This is a genomic window from Phytohabitans sp. LJ34, from assembly GCF_052068095.1.
In the GTDB taxonomy this organism is placed as follows: Bacteria; Actinomycetota; Actinomycetes; order Mycobacteriales; family Micromonosporaceae; genus Phytohabitans.
Map to the genome: position 1 here is coordinate 124,134 of NZ_JBQHDG010000018.1, position 22,470 is coordinate 146,603.

Annotated in this window: 17 protein-coding genes, 1 tRNA gene and 2 pseudogenes; 10 read left to right on the top strand and 10 right to left on the bottom strand. The window is 70.9% G+C overall.

Annotated features, from left to right (window positions below; genetic code table 11):
- Positions 1-8: 8 nt before the first annotated feature.
- Entirely contained in the window at positions 9-1,949 is a 1,941-nt protein-coding gene (gene rho, locus ACTMTJ_RS29645) for a transcription termination factor Rho (RefSeq protein WP_441221657.1), read from the bottom strand.
- 218 nt (positions 1,950-2,167) lie between these two features.
- A pseudogene (gene thrB / locus ACTMTJ_RS29650) lies at positions 2,168-3,120 on the bottom strand (homoserine kinase).
- Between the two features lie 35 nt (positions 3,121-3,155).
- Between thrB and ACTMTJ_RS29655 the strand changes: the two are divergent.
- Entirely contained in the window at positions 3,156-3,542 is a 387-nt protein-coding gene (locus ACTMTJ_RS29655; protein ID WP_441221659.1) for a hypothetical protein, read from the top strand.
- Between the two features lie 214 nt (positions 3,543-3,756).
- On the opposite strand, the gene ACTMTJ_RS29660 is transcribed toward ACTMTJ_RS29655, so the two are convergent.
- The 4 genes from ACTMTJ_RS29660 to ACTMTJ_RS29675 all read right to left on the bottom strand — a co-directional run bounded on the left by ACTMTJ_RS29660 (position 3,757) and on the right by ACTMTJ_RS29675 (position 9,422).
- Positions 3,757-3,936 (bottom strand): hypothetical protein, encoded by a 180-nt coding sequence (locus ACTMTJ_RS29660; protein WP_441221661.1) that lies wholly within the window; start codon positions 3,934-3,936, stop codon positions 3,757-3,759.
- A gap of 13 nt (positions 3,937-3,949) precedes the next feature.
- A complete protein-coding gene (locus ACTMTJ_RS29665; RefSeq protein WP_441221662.1) occupies positions 3,950-4,822 on the bottom strand; it encodes an SPFH domain-containing protein in 873 nt (290 codons plus the stop codon).
- 48 nt (positions 4,823-4,870) lie between these two features.
- Positions 4,871-6,100, bottom strand: coding sequence for an MFS transporter (locus ACTMTJ_RS29670; protein ID WP_441221664.1), 1,230 nt, complete (start codon positions 6,098-6,100; stop codon positions 4,871-4,873).
- 136 nt (positions 6,101-6,236) lie between these two features.
- Positions 6,237-9,422 carry an efflux RND transporter permease subunit gene (locus ACTMTJ_RS29675; RefSeq protein ID WP_441221666.1) on the bottom strand — a complete coding sequence of 1,062 codons (3,186 nt, stop codon included), beginning with the start codon at positions 9,420-9,422 and terminating at the stop codon, positions 6,237-6,239.
- Positions 9,423-9,654: 232 nt separating this feature from the next.
- Between ACTMTJ_RS29675 and thrC the strand changes: the two genes are divergently transcribed.
- Entirely contained in the window at positions 9,655-10,704 is a 1,050-nt protein-coding gene (gene thrC / locus ACTMTJ_RS29680; protein WP_441221668.1) for a threonine synthase, read from the top strand.
- A 297-nt stretch (positions 10,705-11,001) separates the two neighbouring features.
- Here thrC and ACTMTJ_RS29685 read toward each other — a convergent pair whose 3' ends face one another.
- Genes ACTMTJ_RS29685 through argS form a run of 3 tightly spaced genes read right to left on the bottom strand, consistent with a single transcriptional unit; the run spans position 11,002 to position 15,323 of the window.
- Positions 11,002-12,294 (bottom strand): homoserine dehydrogenase, encoded by a 1,293-nt coding sequence (locus ACTMTJ_RS29685; RefSeq protein ID WP_441221670.1) that lies wholly within the window; start codon positions 12,292-12,294, stop codon positions 11,002-11,004.
- Positions 12,291-13,676: a diaminopimelate decarboxylase gene (gene lysA, locus ACTMTJ_RS29690; RefSeq protein WP_441221672.1), complete on the bottom strand. Its 1,386-nt coding sequence runs from the start codon at positions 13,674-13,676 to the stop codon at positions 12,291-12,293. The genes ACTMTJ_RS29685 and lysA overlap by 4 nt, the downstream gene beginning before the upstream one ends.
- Positions 13,677-13,679: 3 nt before the next feature.
- A complete protein-coding gene (argS, locus tag ACTMTJ_RS29695) occupies positions 13,680-15,323 on the bottom strand; it encodes an arginine--tRNA ligase (RefSeq protein WP_441221674.1) in 1,644 nt (547 codons plus the stop codon).
- Between the two features lie 98 nt (positions 15,324-15,421).
- Between argS and ACTMTJ_RS29700 the strand changes: the two genes are divergently transcribed.
- The 5 genes and pseudogenes from ACTMTJ_RS29700 to ACTMTJ_RS29720 form a co-directional block, all read left to right on the top strand.
- On the top strand, positions 15,422-16,282 hold the full coding sequence (locus tag ACTMTJ_RS29700; RefSeq protein ID WP_441221676.1) for a DUF3105 domain-containing protein: 861 nt from the start codon (positions 15,422-15,424) through the stop codon (positions 16,280-16,282).
- A gap of 3 nt (positions 16,283-16,285) precedes the next feature.
- Positions 16,286-16,948 carry a DUF305 domain-containing protein gene (locus tag ACTMTJ_RS29705; RefSeq protein WP_441221678.1) on the top strand — a complete coding sequence of 221 codons (663 nt, stop codon included), beginning with the start codon at positions 16,286-16,288 and terminating at the stop codon, positions 16,946-16,948.
- Between the two features lie 377 nt (positions 16,949-17,325).
- The gene (locus tag ACTMTJ_RS29710) at positions 17,326-17,994 is read left to right on the top strand and encodes a helix-turn-helix domain-containing protein (RefSeq protein ID WP_441221680.1); all 669 of its coding nucleotides are present in this window, start codon (positions 17,326-17,328) and stop codon (positions 17,992-17,994) included.
- A 61-nt stretch (positions 17,995-18,055) separates the two neighbouring features.
- Positions 18,056-18,130: transfer RNA gene (locus tag ACTMTJ_RS29715), tRNA-Arg, on the top strand.
- 61 nt (positions 18,131-18,191) lie between these two features.
- Positions 18,192-18,573: pseudogene (locus ACTMTJ_RS29720) on the top strand (TCP-1/cpn60 chaperonin family protein); the annotation flags it as partial.
- Positions 18,574-18,674: 101 nt separating this feature from the next.
- Here the strand turns inward: ACTMTJ_RS29720 and ACTMTJ_RS29725 are convergent.
- Positions 18,675-19,238 carry a hypothetical protein gene (locus tag ACTMTJ_RS29725; RefSeq protein WP_441221890.1) on the bottom strand — a complete coding sequence of 188 codons (564 nt, stop codon included), beginning with the start codon at positions 19,236-19,238 and terminating at the stop codon, positions 18,675-18,677.
- 515 nt (positions 19,239-19,753) lie between these two features.
- On the opposite strand from ACTMTJ_RS29725, the gene ACTMTJ_RS29730 reads away from it, so the two are divergent.
- The 3 genes from ACTMTJ_RS29730 (at position 19,754) to ACTMTJ_RS29740 (ending at position 22,460) form a co-directional block, all read left to right on the top strand.
- Complete coding sequence (locus ACTMTJ_RS29730; protein WP_441221682.1) at positions 19,754-20,746, top strand: diacylglycerol/lipid kinase family protein; 993 nt, start codon at positions 19,754-19,756, stop codon at positions 20,744-20,746.
- A 142-nt stretch (positions 20,747-20,888) separates the two neighbouring features.
- On the top strand, positions 20,889-21,305 hold the full coding sequence (locus tag ACTMTJ_RS29735; RefSeq protein ID WP_441221684.1) for an ATP-binding protein: 417 nt from the start codon (positions 20,889-20,891) through the stop codon (positions 21,303-21,305).
- 102 nt (positions 21,306-21,407) lie between these two features.
- Complete coding sequence (locus tag ACTMTJ_RS29740; protein ID WP_441221686.1) at positions 21,408-22,460, top strand: fatty acid desaturase family protein; 1,053 nt, start codon at positions 21,408-21,410, stop codon at positions 22,458-22,460.
- The last annotated feature ends 10 nt before the right edge of the window (positions 22,461-22,470 follow it).

Genomic DNA, 22,470 nt, shown 5'->3' on the forward strand with positions numbered 1-22,470 from the left:
GAGGGCTGCTACTCCCCCGGGGTCGACTTCGCGATCTGCATGAGGAACTCGATGTTGGTCCGCGTCTGCTTGAGGCGGTCGAGCAGCAGGTCGAGTGCGGCCTGCGACTCCAGCGAGTGGAGCACCTTGCGCAGCTTGTGCGATATCGCCAACTCCTCCGGCGCGAGCAGGATCTCTTCCTTACGCGTGCCGGACGGGTTGATGTCGATCGCCGGGAAGACGCGCTTGTCGGCGATCTTGCGGTCGAGCTTGAGCTCCGCGTTACCCGTGCCCTTGAACTCCTCGAAGATGACCGTGTCCATCATGGACCCGGTCTCCACCAGCGCGGTGGCGAGGATGGTCAGCGAGCCGCCGTTTTCGATGTTGCGGGCGGCGCCGAGGAAGCGCTTCGGCGGGTAGAGCGCGGTCGAGTCGATACCACCCGACATGATCCGGCCGCTCGCCGGTGCCGCCAGGTTGTACGACCGGCCGAGCCGGGTCACCGAGTCGAGCAGCACGACCACGTCGTGGCCCAGCTCGACAAGGCGCTTGGCCCGCTCGATCGCGAGCTCGGCGACCGTCGTGTGGTCCTGCGGCGGGCGGTCGAACGTGGCCGCGATGACCTCGCCCTTGACCGACCGCTGCATGTCGGTGACCTCTTCGGGCCGCTCGTCGACGAGCACGACCATGAGGTGGCACTCGGGGTTGTTGCGGGTGATCGCGTTGGCGATCGCCTGGAGCACCATCGTCTTACCCGCCTTCGGCGGCGAGACGATCAGCGCGCGCTGGCCCTTGCCGAGCGGCATGACGAGGTCGATGACCCGTGTCGTCAGGATGTGCGGCTCGGTCTCCAGCCGCAGGCGCTCCTGCGGGTAGAGCGGGGTCAGCTTGTAGAACTCGGGGCGCCGCCGCGCCTCGTCCGGGTCCATGCCGTTGATGGTGTCCAGCCGGACCAGCGGGTTGTACTTGTCGCGGCGCTGCTCGCCATCGCGGGTGGCGCGCACCGCGCCGGTCACCGCGTCGCCCCGGCGCAGGCCGTACTTTTTGACCTGCGACATGGAGACGTAGACGTCGTTGGGCCCCGAGAGGTAGCCGGTCGTGCGGACGAACGCGTAGTTGTCGAGGACGTCGACGATGCCGGCGACCGGCACGAGCACGTCGTCTTCGGTCACCTGCGGCTCGTTGCTCCCGCCGCCACTGCTGCTGCCGCCCTCGCTCCGCTCGCCACGGCCGCGCCGGCGGTCACGGAAGCGGCTGCGCCGGCTCCGCCGGCCACCGCTCTCATCGCCGTCGTCGTCGCCGTCGCGGTCACGATCACGGTCGCGCTCGTTGCGCTGCTCGGCCCGGTCGCCGCGGTCACCGCGGTCGCTGCGCGGGCCGCGCTCGTTGCGGTCGCGGTTGTTACGCGACTCGCGGTCACCCCGCTCGTTGCGCTCGCCCCGCTCGCCCCGCTCGCCCCGCTCGCCCCGGTCACCGCGGTCGCTCCGCTCGGCGCGCTCCGTCTCGTCGGAAGCACCGTCGCCGCGGGACTCCGGCGGACCCGCCGGCCGCGAGGCCCGGCGCGAACGCGGCTCGCGCTCCTCGCCGTCGGACGACGGCTCGGGAGATGTCACGGTCGATGTCACGGTCACGGGCGCGTCGCCGCCACGACGCTCGGTGTCGGTGGTGTCGGGCACCTCGGCCCGAACCTCTTCGCGAACCGGCGCGGCCGCGGCCGCGACCTCGGCCCGCTGGCGCGGTGCACCCGCACCGTCGGCCCCGCCGCCCTGGCGCTCGGAAATGGCGGCGACCAGCTCGCCCTTTCGCATCCGGGCCGTACCGGAGATGCCGAGCGACGCGGCCAGGCTCTGGAGCTCCGGCAACAGCATCGCCGACAGCCCCGTGCCGCGGCGCGCACGGCGCGCGGTGCCGGTGGCGGCCTGGTCAGCGACGTTGGTGACATCCGACGTCACGTCGGTGGTGTCGCTCAATGGATTCCTTCCCTCGATAGGCCGGGGCTGCCCGGATCGACGATCCTCTGGTGGCCGGGCGGCCTCGGTGCACCCGCCTCACGTAACAGGGCGGGAGTTTGTAACACAGCAGCGGTGGGCCTAAGCAGCGGATAAGACGAACTGACCGCCGAAAGCTTCGGGGTGCGCCGCCACGCAGAGATCTATTGCCTCGCGACTGTGCTAGGGCCAGAGCGTAATCAACTCATCGGACCTGCGGCAACAGTGGTCCGCTCGGCGTGTCCCAGTGTACCCCCTCAACGCGGGCCCCGGTGACATCTACTCCCAACCGTTGTGCCGCCCAACCCATTCCCGGTGCGAAATCTTCCGGCACCGGTGACAGCGCGAGCACGGAGGGTCCCGCCCCGCTCACCACAGCCGCCACACCCGCCTCACGCAACGCCGTGACCAGGGCAAACGTCGCCGGCATGCCGGGAGCGCGGTAGTGCTGGTGCAGCCGGTCCTCGGTCGCCGGCAGCAACAGCGCCGGGTCTTCGGTCATCGCGTGGACCAGCAACGCGGCCCGGCCCGCCGACCGCGCGGCGTCCGCGTGCGGCACCGTCGCCGGCAACGCCGCCCGCGCCTCCGCGGTCAACCCGCGGTCCGCGGGCACGAAAATCGTCGGCTGTACGACCTGCGACGGGCGCCGGGTCACGGCGAAAGCGCCCGCATCGTCCGTCCACGCGATGGTGAAGCCGCCAAGAAGGCAGGGTGCCACGTTGTCGGGGTGGCCCTCGATGCCGGCGGCGAGGCGCAGCGCCGCGGCGTCGTCCATCCGACGCTGCCCGTCGACGACAAGCCCGCGGGCGAGCTGGATGCCGGCGACGATCGCCGCCGACGAGGAGCCGAGACCGCGCGCCTGCGGGATGCGGTTGAGGCACGACACGGCCAGACCCGGCGGCCGGCCGCCCAGCTCGTCGAAGGCCGCGAACATCGCGTGTACCACGAGGTGGGACGCGTCCGTCGGCAACTCGCCGGCGCCCTCGCCGCTCACCTCGACCGCCACGCCGCCGTCGACGACCCGCGCCGAGACCTCGTCGTAGAGCGCCAGCGCGAGCCCGAGCGCGTCGAAGCCGGGGCCGAGGTTGGCACTGGTGGCCGGGGCGTGTACGCGCACGTCGCCGGGGACGAAGGAGGGAGCCACGGGGGCCATGGTAGGGCCTTGATCGGCGTTCCTAGGGTGGCTCCGTGGACGAGTTCGCGTACGTCGCCATCCAGTTCGTGGCACAGCTCCCCGCGCTGATCGTGCTCGTGGTCGGCCTCGTGCTGGTAGCCACCCGCCGCCACACGCTCACGAGCCGGGCCCGCGCCCTGGCGACATCCGGCTGCGCGGTGCTGCTCGCCGGCATCCTCCTCGGCGTCGCCTGGACCAGCAGCTACATCTGGGTCTACGCCGACGGCGACTTCAACGCCCGCGAGTTCGGCCTGATCACGGCGGCGGTGGGCCTGGTCCTCACGCTGATCCACGCCACCGGCCTGGCCCTCGTCATCGCCGCCGTCCTGGCCGGCGCCCGCCCTGCCGCCCCACCGGCGTTTCCCATGCCTCAGGACGACCGGCACATCCAGGCGCTCTGACCATATTTACCCCCGTCCGCGTCACCTGCGGACCGCATGCTCCCGCGGGCCGCCGGGCCCGCGGTGCAAGCCCCACCGCCGCCTTGTCCCAAGAGGGCAGCCCTCTTGGGCGTGAATTCCGCGGAGGGCTCCCGTATCCCCGGCCAGACAGGTGAACGGCAGCCCTCTTGGGGCCAGGCCGGGGGGCGCGCGGCGCGGCGTCGAGCCGCGGGCGCTAGTCGTCGGTGGGGTCCGGGGGTGGACGGCGCGGTGAGCGGCCGGTCTGCTTCAGGGCCAGGCGGAGCGCGAACTCGATCTGGGCGTTGACGCTGCGCAGGTCGTCGGCGGCCCACCTGGCCACCGCGTCGTAGACGTCGGGGTCCAGCCGGAGCAGGAGTTTCTTGCGCTCGGGCATGAGTTTCCTCGGGTCAGCCGTACAACGAGCCCGTGTTGACCACCGGCTGGGCGGCACGGTCGCCGCAGAGCACCACGAGCAGGTTGGCGACCATCTGCGCCTTGCGCTCCTCGTCGAGCTCGACGACATGCTCGTCGCGGAGTCGGTCGAGGGCGTTGGAGACCATACCCACGGCGCCCTCCACGATTTTGAACCGGGCGCTCACGATCGCGCTCGCCTGCTGCCGGGCCAGCATCGCCTGGGCGATCTCCGGCGCGTACGCCAGGTGGGTGGTGCGGGACTCGAGCACCTCGACGCCGGCCAACTCGACCCGCTCACGCAGCTCCTGGGTCAGCTCCTCGCTCACCACCGAGCTGTCCCGCAGGCTGGCCCGCCCGCTGTCGTGCGCCTCGTACGGATAGCTGGTCGCCATGTGCCGCACGGCCGCCTCGGACTGCACCGCCACGTACTCGACGTGGTCGTCCACCGCGAACGCGGCCTTGGCCGAGTCGACCACCCGCCACACGACGACGGCCGCGATCTCCACCGGATTGCCGTCCGCGTCGGAGACCTTGAGCCGCGCGGTCTCGAAGTTGCGCACGCGGAGCGTGACGCGCCGCTTGGCGGTCAGCGGCAACGTCCAGTGGAAGCCGGCCACGCGGATGCTGCCCACGTACCGCCCGAAGAACTGCACCACCTGGGCGTCATTGGGGTTGACGACGGTAAATCCGGTCGCCGCCACGGCGGCGACCACCGCGTATGCCGTCGAGACGGCGGTAATGCTCAGCGCCGTCGAGCTGTCCGAACCGCCCGACGTGGCGAGGATCGCCACCAGCCCGACAACGGCGAGCACGAACAGGGCTGCTACGGCGGCGAACCCGGAAACCCGGAAAGCCGGTCTCTCCATGACGACTCCCGACAACCTCGATAGCAAAGTGATATCACTACGATAGCGTCAGGGAGCTTCCTCCGCCACGGCGGGTGCGGCCAGGCCGCGCGTGGCGATGCGCCAGCCGACCGCGTACACGAGGGTGACCGTCGCGCAACCGGCGATCAGCGCCCGCCCGTCGACGTGGTCGACCAGCGCGGCGACGGCGAGCTGGCTGACCGAGATGGAGAGCGTGGCGAGCATCAGGTCGGCGGCGAAGACCCGGCCCCGCAGGCGGTCCGGCACCTCGCCCTGGAGCGCGAAGTTGGACAGGATCCAGTTGGTGCCACCGGCGAAGTGCGCGGCGAAGACCAGCGCCAGCACGAGCGGAAACCACGGCGCGATGGCGACGCCCAGGTAGGCGAGGCCGTACGCGGACATCGAGATCGCCAGGCCGGGCAGCAGCCACGAGCGGTGGCCGAGCACCTTGCGCATCGTGAGCGGGCCGACCAGCGCGCCCGCGCCGCGTACGCCGAAGAGCAGCCCCGCGCCCACCGCGCCCGCGCCGAAGCGGCCGGCCAGCAACGGGAAGACGGTGAGCACGCCGTTGCCCAGCCCGACCGCGGACTTGACCGTGACGAGCGCCAGCACGCGCGGCCGGTGGGCGATGTACGCGAGCGACTCGCGGATCGCGGTCCAGGTACGCGGGTGGACCTCGGCGCTCTCCCGCGGCGCCTGAAGGGGCCGGCGGATCCGCCACTCCAGTCCGGCGGCCACGGCCAGGCTGGCCGAGGCGACCCAGAAGCATGTGTACGGGCTGAACGCCGCGCTCAGCACCCCGCCCAGCGACGCGCCGACGACGGCCATCGTGCCCCACGCCGAGCCGGCGACGGCGTTGGCGGCGGCGAGATCTTCGGGGTCCACGACGTTGGGGAGCGCGGCCTGGGCCGCCGGCGAGTAGAACGCCTTGGCCACCGCCAGCGCCCCGATCGCCCCGAGCGCCAGCGCCGCCGCGCCCGCACCTCGCACGGTCTGGAGCAGCATTACCGCGAGCAGCGCGGCGATGTTGGAGATGACGAGCAGCTTCTTCCGGTCGAACCGATCCGCGACCGTGCCGGTCACCGGTAACAGCAGCGCGACAAGCCCGGTGTCGACGGCCAGCACCAGCCCGCCCCAGACGCCGCTGCCGGTCAGCTCCGGCAGGAGGACCAGCAGCGGCACCATGACGAACCAGTCGGCGCCGAAAACCACGAGCTCGGCGACGAAGAGGTTACGGAAGTCGCGGTTGCGCGTAAGGACCGAGAGGGGAGACGCCACGTACGCAAACGTTACTGTGCCGCCTGATTCGCTCGCTCGTGCGGCGCCCAAGGCGACGTCTTCCTCCACCACCCCGAAACCCCGACTACGTCGGCGGGGCGGCTCCGTCCAGACGCCGCCGCGCCAACTCGCTCGCTTACTGGGTCGGTTTTTTGATCTTTGGTAGGCGAAGCACCTCGAACTGGTCGGTGCCCTCGATCAGTGCGGCCGAGGGCTTGGCCGGCGGCGGCGCGACGAGCGGCTCGTGGCCGTTGCGCGGCGCCGGACCGACGAAGGCGACCTCAGGCCGGCGGAACCGCTCCTTGAAGCTCTCCACCATCGTGTACAGCGTCGGCACGAGCACCAGCGTGAGCAGCGTGGAGCTGATCAGGCCGCCGATGACCACGATCGCGAGTGGCTGCGAGATGAAGCCGCCCTCGCCGGTGAGTCCCAACGCCATCGGCAGCAGCGCGAAGATGGTGGCGATCGCGGTCATGAGGATCGGCCGCAGCCTGCGCCGCCCGCCCTCGACGACCGCCTCCAGCACCGGCATGCCCTGCTGGCGGTACTGGTTGATCAGGTCCATCAGCACGATCGCGTTGGTGACCACGATGCCGACGAGCATGAGGACGCCGATCAGCGCGGGCACGCCGAGCGGGGTGCCGGTGACCAGCAGCAGGGTGATCGCCCCTGTCGCCGCGAACGGGATCGACACAAGCAGGATGAACGGCTGGATCAGGCTGCGGAACGTCGCCACCATGATCAGGAAGACGATCGCGATCGCGGCGAGCACGGCCAGCCCGAGGTCCGCGAACGCCTCCGCCTGGTCGGCGCTCACCCCACCGATCTGGTACGTGGCGCCCGGCGGCAGGTCGAGCCCCTCCAGGCGCTCGGTCAGCGCGGCGGTCGTGGCGCCCACGTTGGAGCCGGTCGCGGTGCCGGTGACGGTGGCACTGCGCTCGCCGTCGATCCGGGTGATCTCGACCGGCCCGGAGACCTCGTCGACGTCGGCGACGTCGTCGAGCCGGAAGGTGCCGATCCGGTACGACCGCAGCGCCTCCACGGTGGCCGGCGGGTTGGGGTTGGTGACCACCACGTCCTGCTGCACCCCGTCGAGCGCCACCTGGCCCACCGGTGCGCCGCGCATGATCTGCGCGACGAGCTGGCCGATCGCCTGCTCGGTGAGGCCCACGCGGGCGGCGGTGGCCCGGTCGACCACCACGTCGAGGCGCGGCACGTCGGCCGAGAGGCTGGTGCTCACTTGGTCGACGTCCGGCGTCCCCGCCATCGCCTCGCGGACCTGGTCGGTGGCCCGCGCCAACGTCTCGGTGTCGGCGGCCTGGACGATCACCTGGAGCTCGTCGGCAGAGGCGCCACCCGGCCCACCGCCGCCACCGCCCACGGTGATCTCTCCGGGCCCGGTCAGCCGCTCCCGCAGCTCGTCCTGCACGGCACCGGAGTCGACCCCGTCCTTGACGGTGACCGAGAAGCTCGCCGCGGTGACCCCGCCGCCCTCCCACGGCGCGCCGCCCCCGCCGGCGGTCACCTGGTACGACTCGATGTCGTCCCGGCCCGCCAGCACGCCCTCCACCTGCCGCGCGGCCGCGTCGGTGGCGTCCATGCTGGTGCCCGGCGGCAGCTCCTGGCTGATCACGAACGTGTCCTGGCCGGAGTCGTCCAGGAAGTTGGTCTTCAGCTGCGTCGAGAGCCCGAACGTGCCGAGCAGCACCGCCAAGCCGATGCCCACCGTGGCCCACCGCCGCCGGGTGGCGAAGCTGATCACCGGCAGGTACGCGAGCTGAAGGAAGCTGTGCCGCTCCCGCTCCTCGGCGGCCCGGCGCACGCTCGCCTCGTCGCCGGCGCCGGTGGCCGGGCGGAGGAACCAGTACGCCAGCACCGGGATGATCGTGAGCGAGACGAGCAGCGACGCGAGCAGCGCCACGGTCACCGTGATCGCGAACGGCGCGAAGAGCTGCCCCACGAACCCGCCGACGAGCGCGATCGGTGCGAACACCGCCACCGTGGTGAGCGTCGACGCGGTGACCGCGCCGGCCACCTCCTTCACGCCGTCGAGGATCGCGCGGCGCTTGTCCTCCCCGTACCCGAGATGGCGTTTGATGTTTTCCAATACGACGATCGAGTCGTCGACCACCCGCCCCACCGCGATCGTGAGCGCGCCGAGCGTGAGCAGGTTGAGCGAGTAGTCGCCGACCCACAGCGCGATCAGCGCGACGAGCACCGACAGCGGGATCGACACGGCGGTAACCAGCGTCGAGCGCACCGACAGCAGGAAGACAAGGATCACCAGGACGGCCATCAGCAGGCCGAGCAGTCCCTCGGTGGTGAGGCTGTCGATCGACTTTTCGACGAACGGCGCCTGGTCGAACACCACGGTCAGCGCCGCGCCCCCGCTCTCGCCGAGCGCCGCGAGCCGGTCGCGGATCTCGTGCGAGATCTCCACCGCGTTGCCGTCGGGCGCGGCGGTGACCGCGATGCCGAGGCTGTCCTGCCCGTTGGTGCGGGTGAACCCGGTCGGCGGCGCGAGGCCCGGCTCGACCACCGCCACCGCGCCGAGCTGCACGGGGCGGGCGCCGGGGCCGGGTGCCAGCCACAGCTCGCGCAGCTGGTCGATGGTCGCGATCGGTGTACCCACCTGGATCGTGCGCGTCTTGTCGTCGGCGGTGAGCCCGCCCGCGGGGATGGCCACGCCGTTGGCCTGGAGCGCCGCGCCGATGGCACGGGCGTCGAGGCGCGCGGCGGCCATCTTCGCCGGGTCGGGCGTGACGGTCACGACCTGGTCGCGGGCCCCCGTGATCTCGACCGTGCGAACGCCGTCGATCCCCTCCAGCTCGGGCACGACCGTGCGCTCCAGACGGTTGGCCAGCTCCTTCTGGTCGCCTCCCCCGGCGTTCGACGCGGCCAGCACGATCGCCGGCAGGTCGTCGGTGCTGCCCGCGAAAACCTGCGGCTCCACCCCGTCGGGCAGCTGCGGTTCCACCCTGTTGAGCGCGGTCTGGAGCTTGTTGACCGCGTCGTCGAGGTCGGTGCCGAACTCGAACTCGACCTGGATGCTCGCCGAGCCCTCGCTGGACGTGGAGGTCACCTTGCTGAGGCCGGCGATGCCCTGCACGCCGTTTTCGATCGGCTCGGTCACGCGCTGCTCGACGATCTCCGGCGCGGCACCCGGGTAGGGCACCACCACGAACGCCGCGGGAAACTCCAGCGAAGGCAGCAGCTGCTGCTTCAGCGAGGGGATGGCGAACGCCCCGAACGCGGTGACGACCACCGCGACGAGCGCGACCAGACCGCGGTTGGCAAGGCTGAGTCTGGCGAACAACGACATGTCGGAGCTCACTCCAAGGGGTGGGGAAACGCACGAGGGATGCGGCGCTCACCTTAGCGGTCGTCACTCTGGTGCGGTCTAGGACATCCGGCCTCACCTGCCCCCTCCGTCTCGCTTTTCACTCTTTCCGTGGGCGACCCGTCCCGGTAGGTGGTTATTGGCCGGCCGGGGAACACCCGCGCGCGCGAGGGTGGGGCATCCTGGACCTGCGACGCGAGACAGGAGAATCGCCATGTGGCGGGGTCTTATAGAGCAGTACCGGGACCGCCTACCGGTCACGGAGTCCACGCCGGTCGTCACGCTGTACGAGGGCAACACGCCGCTCGTGCCCGCTCCCGTGCTTTCCTCCCGGCTGGGCTGTGACGTCTATTTGAAGGTAGAGGGGGCCAACCCGACCGGCTCGTTCAAAGACCGGGGCATGACGCTGGCCGTTTCCAAGGCGGTCGAGAGCGGCTCCAAGGCGATCATCTGCGCCTCGACCGGCAACACCTCGGCCTCCGCCGCGGCGTACGCGGCACGCGCCGGCCTCACCTGCGCGGTGCTCGTGCCGCAGGGCAAGATCGCCCTCGGCAAGCTGGCGCAGGCACTCGTGCACGGCGCCCGCCTGCTCCAGGTCAGCGGCAACTTCGACGACTGCCTGTCGCTCGCCTCGAAGCTCTCGCTCGACTACCCGGTGGCGCTGGTCAACTCCGTCAACATCGACCGCATCCACGGCCAGAAGACCGCCGCCTTCGAGATCGTCGAAGCGCTCGGCGACGCGCCCGACATCCACTGCCTGCCGGTCGGCAACGCCGGCAACATCACCGCCTACTGGCTGGGCTACCAGGAAGACCTCGACGAGGGCAACGCCACGCGCGCGCCGAAGATGTACGGCTTCCAGGCGTCCGGCGCGGCCCCGATCGTCACCGGCAAGGTGGTCCCCGAGCCGTCCACGATCGCGACCGCCATCCGCATCGGCAACCCGGCGAGCTGGACCAAGGCGGTCGACGCCCGCGACGCGTCGGGCGGCCTGATCGCCGCCGTGACCGACCGCCAGATCCTCACCGCCTACCGGATCCTCGCCCGCGAGGTCGGCGTCTTCGTCGAGCTGGCGAGCGCGGCCAGCGTCGCCGGCCTGCTCCAGGAAGCCGAGGCCGGCCGTGTCGCCCGCGGCTCCACAGTGGTCTGCACGGTCACCGGCCACGGCCTGAAGGACCCCGAGTGGGCCATCTCCACCGCCCCGTCCCCCACGACCATCCAGCTCGACGTGCTCGCCGCCGCGCGGGCCCTCGACCTCGCCTAGAGGATCTTCCAAACCCGGAGATTGCGAGCTACCGCGACGTCCGCGGTGGTCCCGACCGCTGCTCCCGCGGCCTCGCCCGTCCGCCGCTGGCAAAGCTCACCCCAGCGGCTGCGCCGCACTGGACCGTGACCAACGGCGGACCCGGCAGCGGACGGCCGGGGTTTCGACGAGCCCCTCGGGCGAGGAGCCGGCCGGGAGCGGTGCCCGCGGGAGCATACGGACCGCTGCCAACCACGGACGCGGGCAAATAGGCACTTAAAGCATTGTGGGATTGGGTCTGGACCCGTCGCGGACGTCTTATGTGGCCTCTATGCCTTCGACGCGGAGGACGCTGGCGATGGAGCGGACGATGTCGAGCTGCTGGAGCTCGCGCACCGTGGCGGCGAGTGCGGCGTCGGGGGCGGCGTGGGTGACGATCACCAGGACCGCCTCGTCGCCGCGGCCGGACTGGCGGACGGTGGCGATGGAGACGTCGTGCTTGGCGAAGACGCCGGCCACCGCGGCCAGCACGCCGGCGCGGTCGGCCACGTCGAGGCTGATGTGGTAGCGGGTGACCGCCTCGCCCATCGGGCGGATCGGCAGGTCGGCGTAGCGGGACTCGCTCGCGGCGCGTACCCCGGCGAGCCTGTTGCGGCTGACCGCGACGATGTCGCCGAGGACGGCGCTCGCGGTCGGCGCGCCCCCGGCGCCGCGGCCGTAGAACATGAGCTGGCCGGCGGCCGCGGCCTCGACGAAGACCGCGTTGAAGGCGTCGCCGACGCTCGCCAGCGGGTGTGACCGGGGGATCATCGCCGGGTGCACGCGCACGCTCACCGAGTCGTCGACGCGCGCCGCGATGCACAGCAGCTTGATCGTGCAGCCCATCGCCTTGGCGCTGGCCATATCGGCGGCGGTGACCTCGGTGATGCCTTCGCGGTGCACGTCGGCGGCGCTCACCCGGCTGTGGAACGCGAGCGACGCGAGGATCGCCGCCTTCGCCGCCGCGTCGAAGCCCTCGACGTCTGCCGTGGGGTCGGCCTCCGCGTAGCCGAGGGCGGTGGCCTCCTCCAGTGCCTCCTGGAAACCGGCGCCGGTAGCGTCCATAGAGGACAGGATGAAGTTGGTGGTGCCGTTGACGATGCCGGTGACGCGGGTGATCGTGTCGCCGTGCAGTGACTCGCGGAGCGGGCGCAGCAGCGGGATCGCGCCGGCCACCGCCGCCTCGTAGTAGAGGTCGGCGCCGCCGTCGGTGGCCGCGTCGTGCAGCGAGCCGCCGTCTTCGGCCAGCAGCGCCTTGTTGGCGGTGACCACGCTCTTGCCGCTCCGGAGCGCCTCGACGAGCCAGGTGCGGGCCGGCTCGATGCCGCCGACAACCTCGACCACCACGTCGACGTCGTCGCGCTTGACCAGGCCGAGCGCGTCGGTCGTGAAGAGCGCCGGGTCGACGGGCAGGTCACCCCGATCACGGCCGAGCCGCCGCACGGCGATGCCGGCGATCTCCACCGCGGCGCCGATCCGGGCCGTGAGGTCACCGGCCTGCTGGTGCAGCAGCCGGACCACCTCCGAGCCGACCGTGCCGCACCCCAACAGCGCCACCCGTACAGGCTTCATCCCACATCCAATGCCAGCAGGTCGTCTTCGGTCTCCCGCCGGACGATCACACGCGCCCGCCCGTCACGCACCGCAACCACCGGAGGCCGCGGCACGTGGTTGTAGTTGCTCGCCATGCTCCGGCAGTACGCGCCGGTGCCGGGCACGGCGAGAAGATCTCCGGGCTGCACGTCGGCGGGCAGGAATTCATCCTTAACGACCACGTCACCGGACTCGCAATGTTTTCCCACCACCCGGGCGAGGATGGGTGGCGCGGTCGAGGCGCGGGAGGCGACCGTCGCCGAGTACGTCGCGCCGTAGAGGGCCGCGCGGATGTTGTCGCTCATGCCGCCGTCGACGCTCACGTACGTGCGGATACCGTCGACGTCCTTGACCGTGCCCACCTCGTACAGCGTGAAGACGGCCGGCCCCACGATCGCCCGCCCCGGCTCGATCGACAGGCGGGGCAGCGCCAGCCGCAGCGACTCGCACTCGTCGGCCACGATCTTGTCGAGCCGCTTGGCCAGGTCGGACGGGGAGGCCGGGTCGTCCTGCGTCGTGTACGCGATGCCGAAGCCGCCGCCCAGGTCGAGCTCGGGCAGCTCGACACCGCGGGCGTCGCGGATCTGCGCTTGGAGCCCAAGCACGCGGCGGGCGGAGACCTCGAAGCCGCTGGTGTCGAAGATCTGCGAGCCGATGTGCGAGTGGAGCCCGCGCAGGTCGAGCACGCCGTCGTCGATGATCCTTGCGGCGGCTGTGAAAGCTGACCCGCCCGACAGCGAGAAGCCGAACTTCTGGTCTTCATGGGCGGTCGCGATGAACTCGTGTGTGTGTGCCTCGACGCCGACCGTCACCCGCAGCAGCACGGCGGGCGTTTTGTCCAGCCTGCGGGCGATCTCGGTCAACCGCTCGATCTCGTGGAACGAGTCGACGATGATCCGCCCCACCCCGGCCTCGACGGCGCGGGTCAGCTCGGGCACCGACTTGTTGTTGCCGTGGAAGCCGATCCGCTCCGGCGGCATCCCGGCCGACAGCGCGGTGGCCAGCTCGCCACCGGTGCAAACGTCGAGGTGCAGCCCCTCCTCGGCGATGATCCGCACCACGGCCCGGCAGAGGAACGCCTTGCCCGCGTAGTACACGTCGCAGCCGGCGAACGCCGCCAGGAAGTCGCGGCAGCGCTCGCGCAGGTCGTTTTCGTCGAGGACGTACGCCGGGGTGCCGAACTCCTCCGCCAGGTCGCGGACGCTGACCCCGCCGATGGCGAGCGCGCCGTCGGCGGCGCGCGCCACGCCGCTGGGCCACAGCTGCGGCAGGATCACGTTGACGTCTTCGGGGGTACGGAGCCAGGCCGGCCCGGTGCTGCCCAGCTCTCCGTGCAGTGCCCCCGCTTCGTGCGCGCGCAAGCCTTACATCCTCTCCGGCGCCGAGACGCCCAGCAGGTCCAGTCCGTTGGCGATCACGGTACGGGTGGCGTCGTTGAGCCACAGCCGCGCGCGGTGCAGATCACCGATCGGCTCGTCACCCATGGGGAGGATGCGGCAGTTGTCATAGAACCGGTGGTACGAGCCGGCCAGCTCCTCCAGGTAGCGGGCCACGCGGTGCGGCTCGCGCAGCTCGGCCGCCGCGGCCACGATCGCCGGGTAGTCGCCGAGCGCCTTGAGCAGGTCCTGCTCCTTTTCGTGGCCGAGCAGCTCGGGGCGGAAGTCGTCGGCCTCGCCGCGGGTCAGCCCGACCTCGGCCGCGTTGCGGGCGACGCTGGCGGTACGCGCGGCCACGTACTGCACGTAGTAGACCGGGTTGTCGCGGGTGCTGCGGGTCCACAGGTCGACGTCGATGTCGATCGGCGAGTCGAAGGAGAAGCGAGCCAGCGCGTACCGCGCGGCGTCCACCCCGATCGACTCCACCAGGTCTTCGATCGTCACGACCGTGCCGGCCCGCTTGCTCATCCGCAGCGGCTCGCCGTCTTTGACCAGGTGGACGAGCTGGCCGATGCGGATCTCCAGCGAGCGCTCCGGGTCGTCGCCGAAGCACGCGGCCATCGCCCGCATCCGGCCGATGTATCCGTGGTGGTCGGCGCCGAGCAGCATGACGAGCCGGTCGAAGCCACGCTCGCGCTTGTCGAGGTAGTAGGCGCAGTCGGCGGCGAAGTAGGTCCACTCACCGTCCGACTTGCGCAGCACCCGGTCCTTGTCGTCGCCGAAGTCGGTGGTGCGCAGCCAGATCGCGCCGTCCGCGTCGTACACGTGGCCCTGGTCACGCAGCCGGGCCAGTGCCGTGTCGAGCTCACCGCTCTCGTGCAGGTGGGACTCTCTGAAGAAGAGGTCGAACGGCACGCCGAACTCGGCCAGCGACGCGCGGATCTCACGCAGCATCTTCGCCACGCCCTCGACCCGGAACGTCGCCTCGTCGGCGTCCGGGTGCTCCTTCTTGATCTCGTCGGCGATCTCCTGGATGTACGCACCCGCGTAGCCGTCCTCGGGCACCGGCCGCCCCTCGGCCGCCGCGAACAGCGAGCGGCCGAAGCGGTCGATCTGGGCACCGGCGTCGTTCACGTAGTACTCGGTGCCGACGTCGGCACCGGTGGCGCGGAGCAGCCGGGCGAGCGCGTCTCCGAGCGCCGCCCACCGCGCGCCACCGATGTGCACCGGCCCGGTCGGGTTGGCGGAGACGAACTCCAGGTTGATCCTCTGGCCGGCGAGGCGGTCGCTGTGCCCGTACCCCTGGCCGGTCTGCACCACGACGCGGGCGAGCTGACCCGCGGAGGCCGTGTCGAGACTGATGTTGAGGAAGCCCGGACCGGCGATGTCGACCGACTTGACCCCGGGTGTCCGACCCAGGTGGTCGGCGATGCCGGACGCCAGGTCACGGGGCTGGACCCCCACCTTCTTCGCCAGCTGAAGCGCGATCGTCGATGCGTAGTCGCCGTGCTCGGGGTTGCGCGGGCGCTCGACAGTGGTCGATGCTGGCAGAGCGGCAGGATCGAGCCCACGCTCGGAAAAGAGCGCGTGGGCAGCGGCGAGGACAGCCTCAGCGAGCTTGGCGGGAGTCACCGAGCAATGCTAGCGGGGGTACAGTGGGTCCCTCGGCGGCGACCCTGTGCCCGCGCTCGATCCGCCACCCCCGTGACCGACCGACCAGACGAGGCACCATGAGCATAAGCACCCCGGCCGGCGACCAGCGCCGTCCGTCCGTGGTCAGCACCGGTAAGAAGGCGCCGGCTGGCTCTGCTTCATCGGGCAAGACGTCCGGTGGCGGCAAGGGCGGCTCCGGCTCCTCGGGTGGCAAGGGTGGTGGCGCCGGCGGCGGCAAGCCCGGCGGCGCGGGCAAGGGCGGCGGCGGCAAGGGCCCGCGCAAGCCGATCACGCCGGTCAAGGTCAGCCAGGGCCGCAGCTGGGGCCCGATCGCGCTCTTCGTCGCGGTCGGCCTGCTCGCGGTCGCCATCGTGGGCTACGGCGCGTACGCGGCGTTCCAGGGCTCCCGCTCCTGGGAAGACCGCGCCGCCGACATCGACGGCATCGTCAACTACCGGGAGAAAGACCCGGCGATGGCCCAGGGCGGCCAGCACGTGCAGGGCAAGGTGCAGTACCCGGTCAGCCCGCCGGTCGGCGGCCAGCACAACAACGACTGGCAAAACTGCATGGGCGACGTCTACGACGCCCAGATCGCCAGCGAGCACGCGGTGCACAGCCTCGAGCACGGCGCGGTGTGGATCACCTACCGCCCCGACCTGCCCAAGGACCAGGTCGACAAGCTCGCCGAGAAGGTGCGCGGCAAGGAAAAGCTGCTGATGAGCCCGTTCCCGGGCCTGGACAAGCCGATCTCCATCCAGGCGTGGGGCTACCAGCTCAAGGTCGACAACGCCAACGACGGCCGCATCGACGAGTTCATCAAGGCGCTGCGCGTCAACGCCTCCGTCGAGGGCCCGACCGCCCTCTGCGCCCAGGGCATCACCGCCACGGGCAGCGAGCCGCGCAACCTCCCGCAGCAGCAGCAACAGCAGGGCGGCTGAGCGGTGGTGGCCACAGCCGCGTCCCCAGAGGCGGCGACCTCGCCCGACGGCCCCTCACGCGGGGCCGCCGGGCGGCGCTTCGGCACGGCGGCGCTGGCGCTCTCCGTCGTGGTCGGCCTCTTGCTCGGGTACGCGGCGGGTTGGCTCACGCCGACCCTCACCCGCCCCGGCGACAGCTCTGCCGAGGCGGGGTTCGCCCGCGACATGACCACGCATCACGCGCAGGCGATCCAGATGGCGCTGGTCGCGTTCAAGTACGGGCAGGACGACGCGGTCACGCAGCTGGGCGTCGACATCGCCACGGGCCAGCAGGGCGAGATCGGCATCATGCAGACCTGGCTCCGCCAGTGGGATCTCGACCCGACGGGCTCCGAGCCCGCGATGGCTTGGATGCCCGACGGCGAAAAGCTGATGCGCGACGGCGGCCTGATGCCCGGCATGGCCACCAAGGCGGAGGTGGATCAGCTTGAGGCCGCGCGCGGCCACGAGCTCGACGTCCTTTTCCTCAACCTCATGATCAAGCACCACCTCGGTGGCATCCACATGGTCGACGCGATCCTCGACCAGTCCGGCAACGAGCAGGTCACCGAGGCCGCCCAGCGCATGAAGAACACCCAGCAGGGCGAGATCGACAACATGCGGAGCATCCTCAGTCGCATTCAGTAGTTTTCTGACTACCTAGCGCTACCTGACCCTTTTGCCGTCGTTGTCCGGGCGTGGGGGTTGTTGTAGCTGCTTCGCCATGTCGCCGTCCGCCGTCCGCCGCCGGCCTGGAACTGCTGTTCTCCCATCCCGCCGCCCCCCAGCCGGGCGCGGCCGCGAGACCCACGCCGGGGACGCCGGTAGCGTTCCGCGCTCCCGCCAGCTCTCTCCCCGCCGGCGGCGCCGTGTCGGCAGGCGGCGGTCCCGACGCCGGTGGCGTCAGGCCGGTGGCGCCGCGCCGGCCGCTGCCGACCTCCGGTATCCCCGCGACCTCGCCAGGCCCTGCCCCGGTCAGCAGCTCCACGCCCTCCTCGGATGCTGCTGTCGACGTCGGCCCGGCCGTGGATGGGCGCCGCGGCTCACTCAGTGACGCCCGCCGCCAAGCCGCACACTGGTGCCGCCGCTACCGAGCCGGCGGCGACGGCGCGGTGGCCGCCCGACGCCGCCACGGCGTACTCACCCGCGACCAGGAGATCGCCCTGATCGAAACCATGCGCGACCGCTTCCCCGACCAACTCAACCTGACCGGTCCCCTGTGGAGCCGCCAGTCCGTGGCCGCCCTCGTCGAACGCCTCCACAACATCCCGCTCAGCCCGGCCGCTGCCGCCCGGTACCTCCGCGCCTGGGGCCTGACCACCCGCGAACCGGTAGACCGCGCCTGCCCCCTGTGCGCCGAGTCAGTGGTCCGCTGGCAGGCCGAGGTCTACCCCGCCATCAGCCGCGCCGCGCAGCAGCAGCGCGCCGAGGTCTACTGGGCCGGCAAGACCCGCCTGCACGGCGTAACCCCGGCGACCGAGGTCGTCGCGGCCATCTCCACCCGCGGCTGGGTCCGCTTCATGGTCACCACCGAACCCGAGCTACCACGCGACTTCCTGACCCGCCTCCTGCCGACCTCCGGCCGCCTGACCCACGTCGTCGCGGACGGCTCGTGGTCATGCGCGGAATGGCCCCGCCGGGTCCCGGACGGCGTGGTGCTGCACGCTCTGCCGAGCTGTGAGCGGGCCCGCTAGGGCCCGGCGGTGTCGGTTCGGTCCGGCACGCCCGCACCTGCTAGTCTTCGTGGGTCGCTGAGCCCCCGTAGCTCAGGGGATAGAGCACCGCCCTCCGGAGGCGGGAGCGCAGGTTCGAATCCTGCCGGGGGCACCACACGCACGAGTAAACGCTCTACGGCCCGTTGCCAGGCGCTGACGGTGGCCAGCAGCATTCGGACGCCGTGCGTAACGCCAAGCCGCCGTCGAGGAAGGCCTGCTGCCCGGTGGCGGGGTGGCGCTGGCCAACGCCGCGGCGACCGCTTTCGACAAGCTCGACCTGACCGGGGACGAGGCCACCGGAGCCAACATCGTGCGAGTCGCGCTCACCGCGCCGCTGCGGCAGATCGTCGTCAACGCCGGCCTCGAAGGCGGCGTGGTGGCCGAGAAGGTCGAGGCCCTTCCGCCGGGCCGCGGCCGCAACGCCGCCACCGGTGAGTACGTGGATATGTTCGAAGGCGGGCATCGTCGAGCCCGCCCAAGGTCACCCGCTGCGCGCTACAAAACGCCGCGTCGATCGCCGCTCTGTTTCCGACCACCGAGATGCTCGTCGTCGAGAAGCGGCGGAGACGGCGGAGTAGGACAAGGGTGGAGGCGGAGGTGGTGAGGCGGCGGCCGGCCCCCGCCGGCCGCTGCCCCGCCCATACGCCAACCGATATTGATCAGCGACCGGCGAGCCGGGCGACCTTGGCGGTGAAGCCGCCGAGCATCTGCCCGGGGCGTTGCTGCTCACCCTGCTGCGATCCCAACGCGACGATGGCGGCGGTCAGCACGGGCGTGGCCCACTGCAAACCCCGCAACTGCTGCTGCGCGGTGGCGATGTCGTCCGGCGTTTCCTGCGACGCCACAGCGCCGCTCTCGGCCTCCACCTTGCCGGCCTTGGCCAGCTTCGCACCGAGTACACCGCTGTAGACGGTGGTGCCGATCGCGACCACGGTCAGGGCCGTCTTGATCGCCGTATTCGCGGTGACGCCCGACTGGCCGCGAACCCGGCCACGATTGGCTAACAACAGACCGAGACCGCCGACCACGTGGGCGCCGACCGCCGCCGCGGAAACCGGAGCCCACCGGGCCCACCCCGCCGAGGCCACCCGGACCCGGTCGCGGGAGTCGCGCACGTCCTTGGACGCACCGTTGAGACCGACGGCTCCCATCAAGGAACCGCCCAACCAAATCGCCGCGCCCATGTCGTGCAGGGTACGGACAACCGTATTGCGTTCGTTCATGTTGCACTCCTCGTGCCAATAAATCGAAATGGGACACGACCCGTTTCGGCCGTACCTTGGTGGTCGTCCTGGCGGTGGCCGAAAGTCGACGGGGCCATCTCACGCGTCGCCTGTTTCTCGCGGGCCACCGCAGGGGATGCGAAGTGGATGCCCACCGCATGACCCGGCAAACCAAACCGGCCAATTCGTGGCCCGCCTCACCTGGGATAACCACAGCCATCACGGCAACCCGCCGGGCGACGTGCCCGCCGTCACCTCGCCGCATCCGTCGGCTTCGTTTGCCCGGAGATTTGACGGGTATACATGTCAAACAATCAATTGTTGCCCCCGCCCGCGCCAGCGCGGTCCCGCTTTCACACCTCAGGAGACCCGATTACCACCCTCATGAGCCATCCGGTCGCGTCGCCAACATCCGGCCGCCTGCCGCGAACCCTCACCAGACGGCTGCTTCCCGGCGCTGTGCATGGCGCCCGGCCGAGCGACCGGACACCAGACCTGATAGCGCGGCCGAGCTGATGGACGTCGCGCAGAGATCCGCGGCCCGGCCGGTCCGGTCAGCCGTGGTCGTCAACCCCGTCAAGGTTGACGACCTCGACGATTTCCGCGCGAGCGTGGACGGCACGCTGACCGCGGCCGGTTGGCCGGCACCGCGGTGGTACCAGACCACTCCGGAGGAGCCCGGACGCAGCCAGACCGCGGCCGCGGTCGCAGCTGGCGCGGAGATCGTTTTCGTCGCCGGCGGAGACGGCACCATCCTCTCGGCGGTCTCCGCGCTCGTGGGCACGGACACCGCGATGGCGGTCCTGCCGGCGGGTACCGGCAACCTCTTGGCCGCGAACCTCGGCCTCTCCACCGACGTGGCCGCCGGGCTCGAGGTGGCCTTGGAAGGCGGCCTGCGCCGGCTGGACGTGGGCGAGGTCGACGGGCAGCACTTCACCGTGATGGCCGGCATGGGCTTCGACGCCCGCATGCTCGATGGGACCTCGGACACCGCGAAGGCACGCTTCGGATGGCCAGCGTACGTAGTTGGAGCCCTACGACACATCAGGGACCGCCGGATGAACGTCACCGTCCGCATCGACGGCGGCGAGCCGATCCGGCGCAAGGCACAGACGGTGCTCGTGGCCAACGTCGGACGACTACAGGGGGGCGTACGCCTGCTGACCCAGGCACGCCCGGACGACGGACTGCTGGACGTCGCGATCCTGACACCGCGCCTCCTGCGGCACTGGCTGGCGCTGGGCTGGGCGGTCCTGCGGCGCAAGGAACGGGTGCCCTCCATGGAGGTGTTCCGCGGGACCCGCGTGGAGATTGCCAGCGATCGGGCACAGCCCCGCCAGCTCGACGGCGACCTCATCCAGATCGGCCGGCTGCTGGACGTACAGGTACAGCCGAAGGCGCTCTGGATGTGTGTGCCGCAACCGGCCGACCACCCGGACCTGGCCGAGGACGCCGACGCGGCCGCCGAGCGCGGCCACCGCCTCGCAAAGCCTGCTACAACGGCCTGAACAAACCCTCGGCGAGGGCTACGCGAACCGTACGCCGCGGCGAGCGACGGTTGGGACCGCGTCGTGTGGGCAGTGTGTGGGGTGAGGCGCAACATTCGGCGCAACCGCTGAGGGCGAGGCGATACCGTTGTCCGAGGCAGGTATGCCAGTGAGCATCACATTGTGCCTGCCCCGTGAGGTCGAGAGCCTTCGGATGGCCCGCACCGTCGTCAGCGCCGCCCTGTCGGCCCTGGAGGTGACGCGGGCCTGCCGTGAGCAGTTCGCCATCGTGGTCAGCGAGGCCTGCGGCAACGTCGTCGCGCACGCCGACGGCACCGACGCCTACGTCGTGAGAGTGAACGTCACGGACGGCCGATGCGACGTCGAGGTGGTCGACCAAGGAGCCGGCTTCGTCTACGACGCACAGGCCCCTCGACCCCAACCGACTGCCGCGTCCGGACGCGGCCTGTACCTGATCGACTTGCTGACCGATCAGGTCATCGTGACCAGCGACCTCGAGCACGGCACCACCGTGTGGTTTACCAAGCGTCTGGAATTCACCGATACCCCGACCGGATGACGGCTCGCATGTTAGATGCGGCACGGGCTGGGTATTTCATCAATCTTCGCTCCGGACCCCGGCGAGGCAACCCCACATTTGCCACGTATCGCTGGAGCCCGGATGCAGTCGACGCAAGCCCCTACCGTCACGCCTGTCGCCAGGTCCGCGGCGCCGCCGCGAGGTAGCGACTACGCCGAGCTCTCCCGCCAGGTCAAGGACGCCGGCTTGCTGGAGCGGCGTCCCGGCTCATACGCCCGCCGGCTGTCAGCCGCCGCGGCCATGGGCGTCGTCGCGGTGGCCGCGCTCCTGCTGATCGGCGACTCGTGGTGGCAGCTCGCGCTGGCACCGTACTGGGCGGTGGTCTCCACCCAGCTCGGTTTCCTGGGCCACGACGCCGGCCACCGCCAGATCTACACGTCCCGGCGCGCGAACCACATCCTCGGTGTCCTACTCGCCAACCTCGGCGTCGGCTTCAGCTACCGCTGGTGGGTCGACAAACACAACCGCCACCACGCCCACCCCAACCACGAGGACAAGGACCCGGACGTCGGCGCCGGCGCCCTCGTGTTCTTCGCCGGACAGGCACAGGCCAGCGGTCGTGTCGCCCGCCTCTTCTACCGCTACCAGGCCTGGGGATTCTTCCCACTGTTGATGCTGGAGGCACTCAACCTGCGGGTAGCCAGCGTCCGGTACCTGCTGGCAGACCGCACACGCGCGCACCTACGCGAACTGCTGCTGGTGAGCATGCACCTCACCGGCTACCTCGCGCTCGTCTTCCTGGTCCTGCCACCTGGCAAGGCCCTGGCCTTCATCGCCGTTCACCAGGCCCTGTTCGGCCTGTACCTGGGTTGCTCCTTCGCCCCCAACCACAAGGGCATGCCTGAGCTCACCGCGGCGCAGGAAGCCGACTTCCTGCGCCGCCAAGTCCTCACCTCCCGCAACGTGCGCGGTCACTGGCTGACCGACAACGTCCTGGGCGGCCTCAACTATCAGATCGAGCACCACCTGTTTCCGTCGATGCCTCGAGCCAACCTGCCCAAGGCCCAGCACATCGTCCGGCGGTTCTGCGCGACCCATCGGGTGTCCTACATGGAGACAAGCCTGATCGCCTCGTACGCGCAGGGACTACGCCACCTCGACGCCGTCGGACGATCACCTGGCACAGGGCAATGACACGGACAAG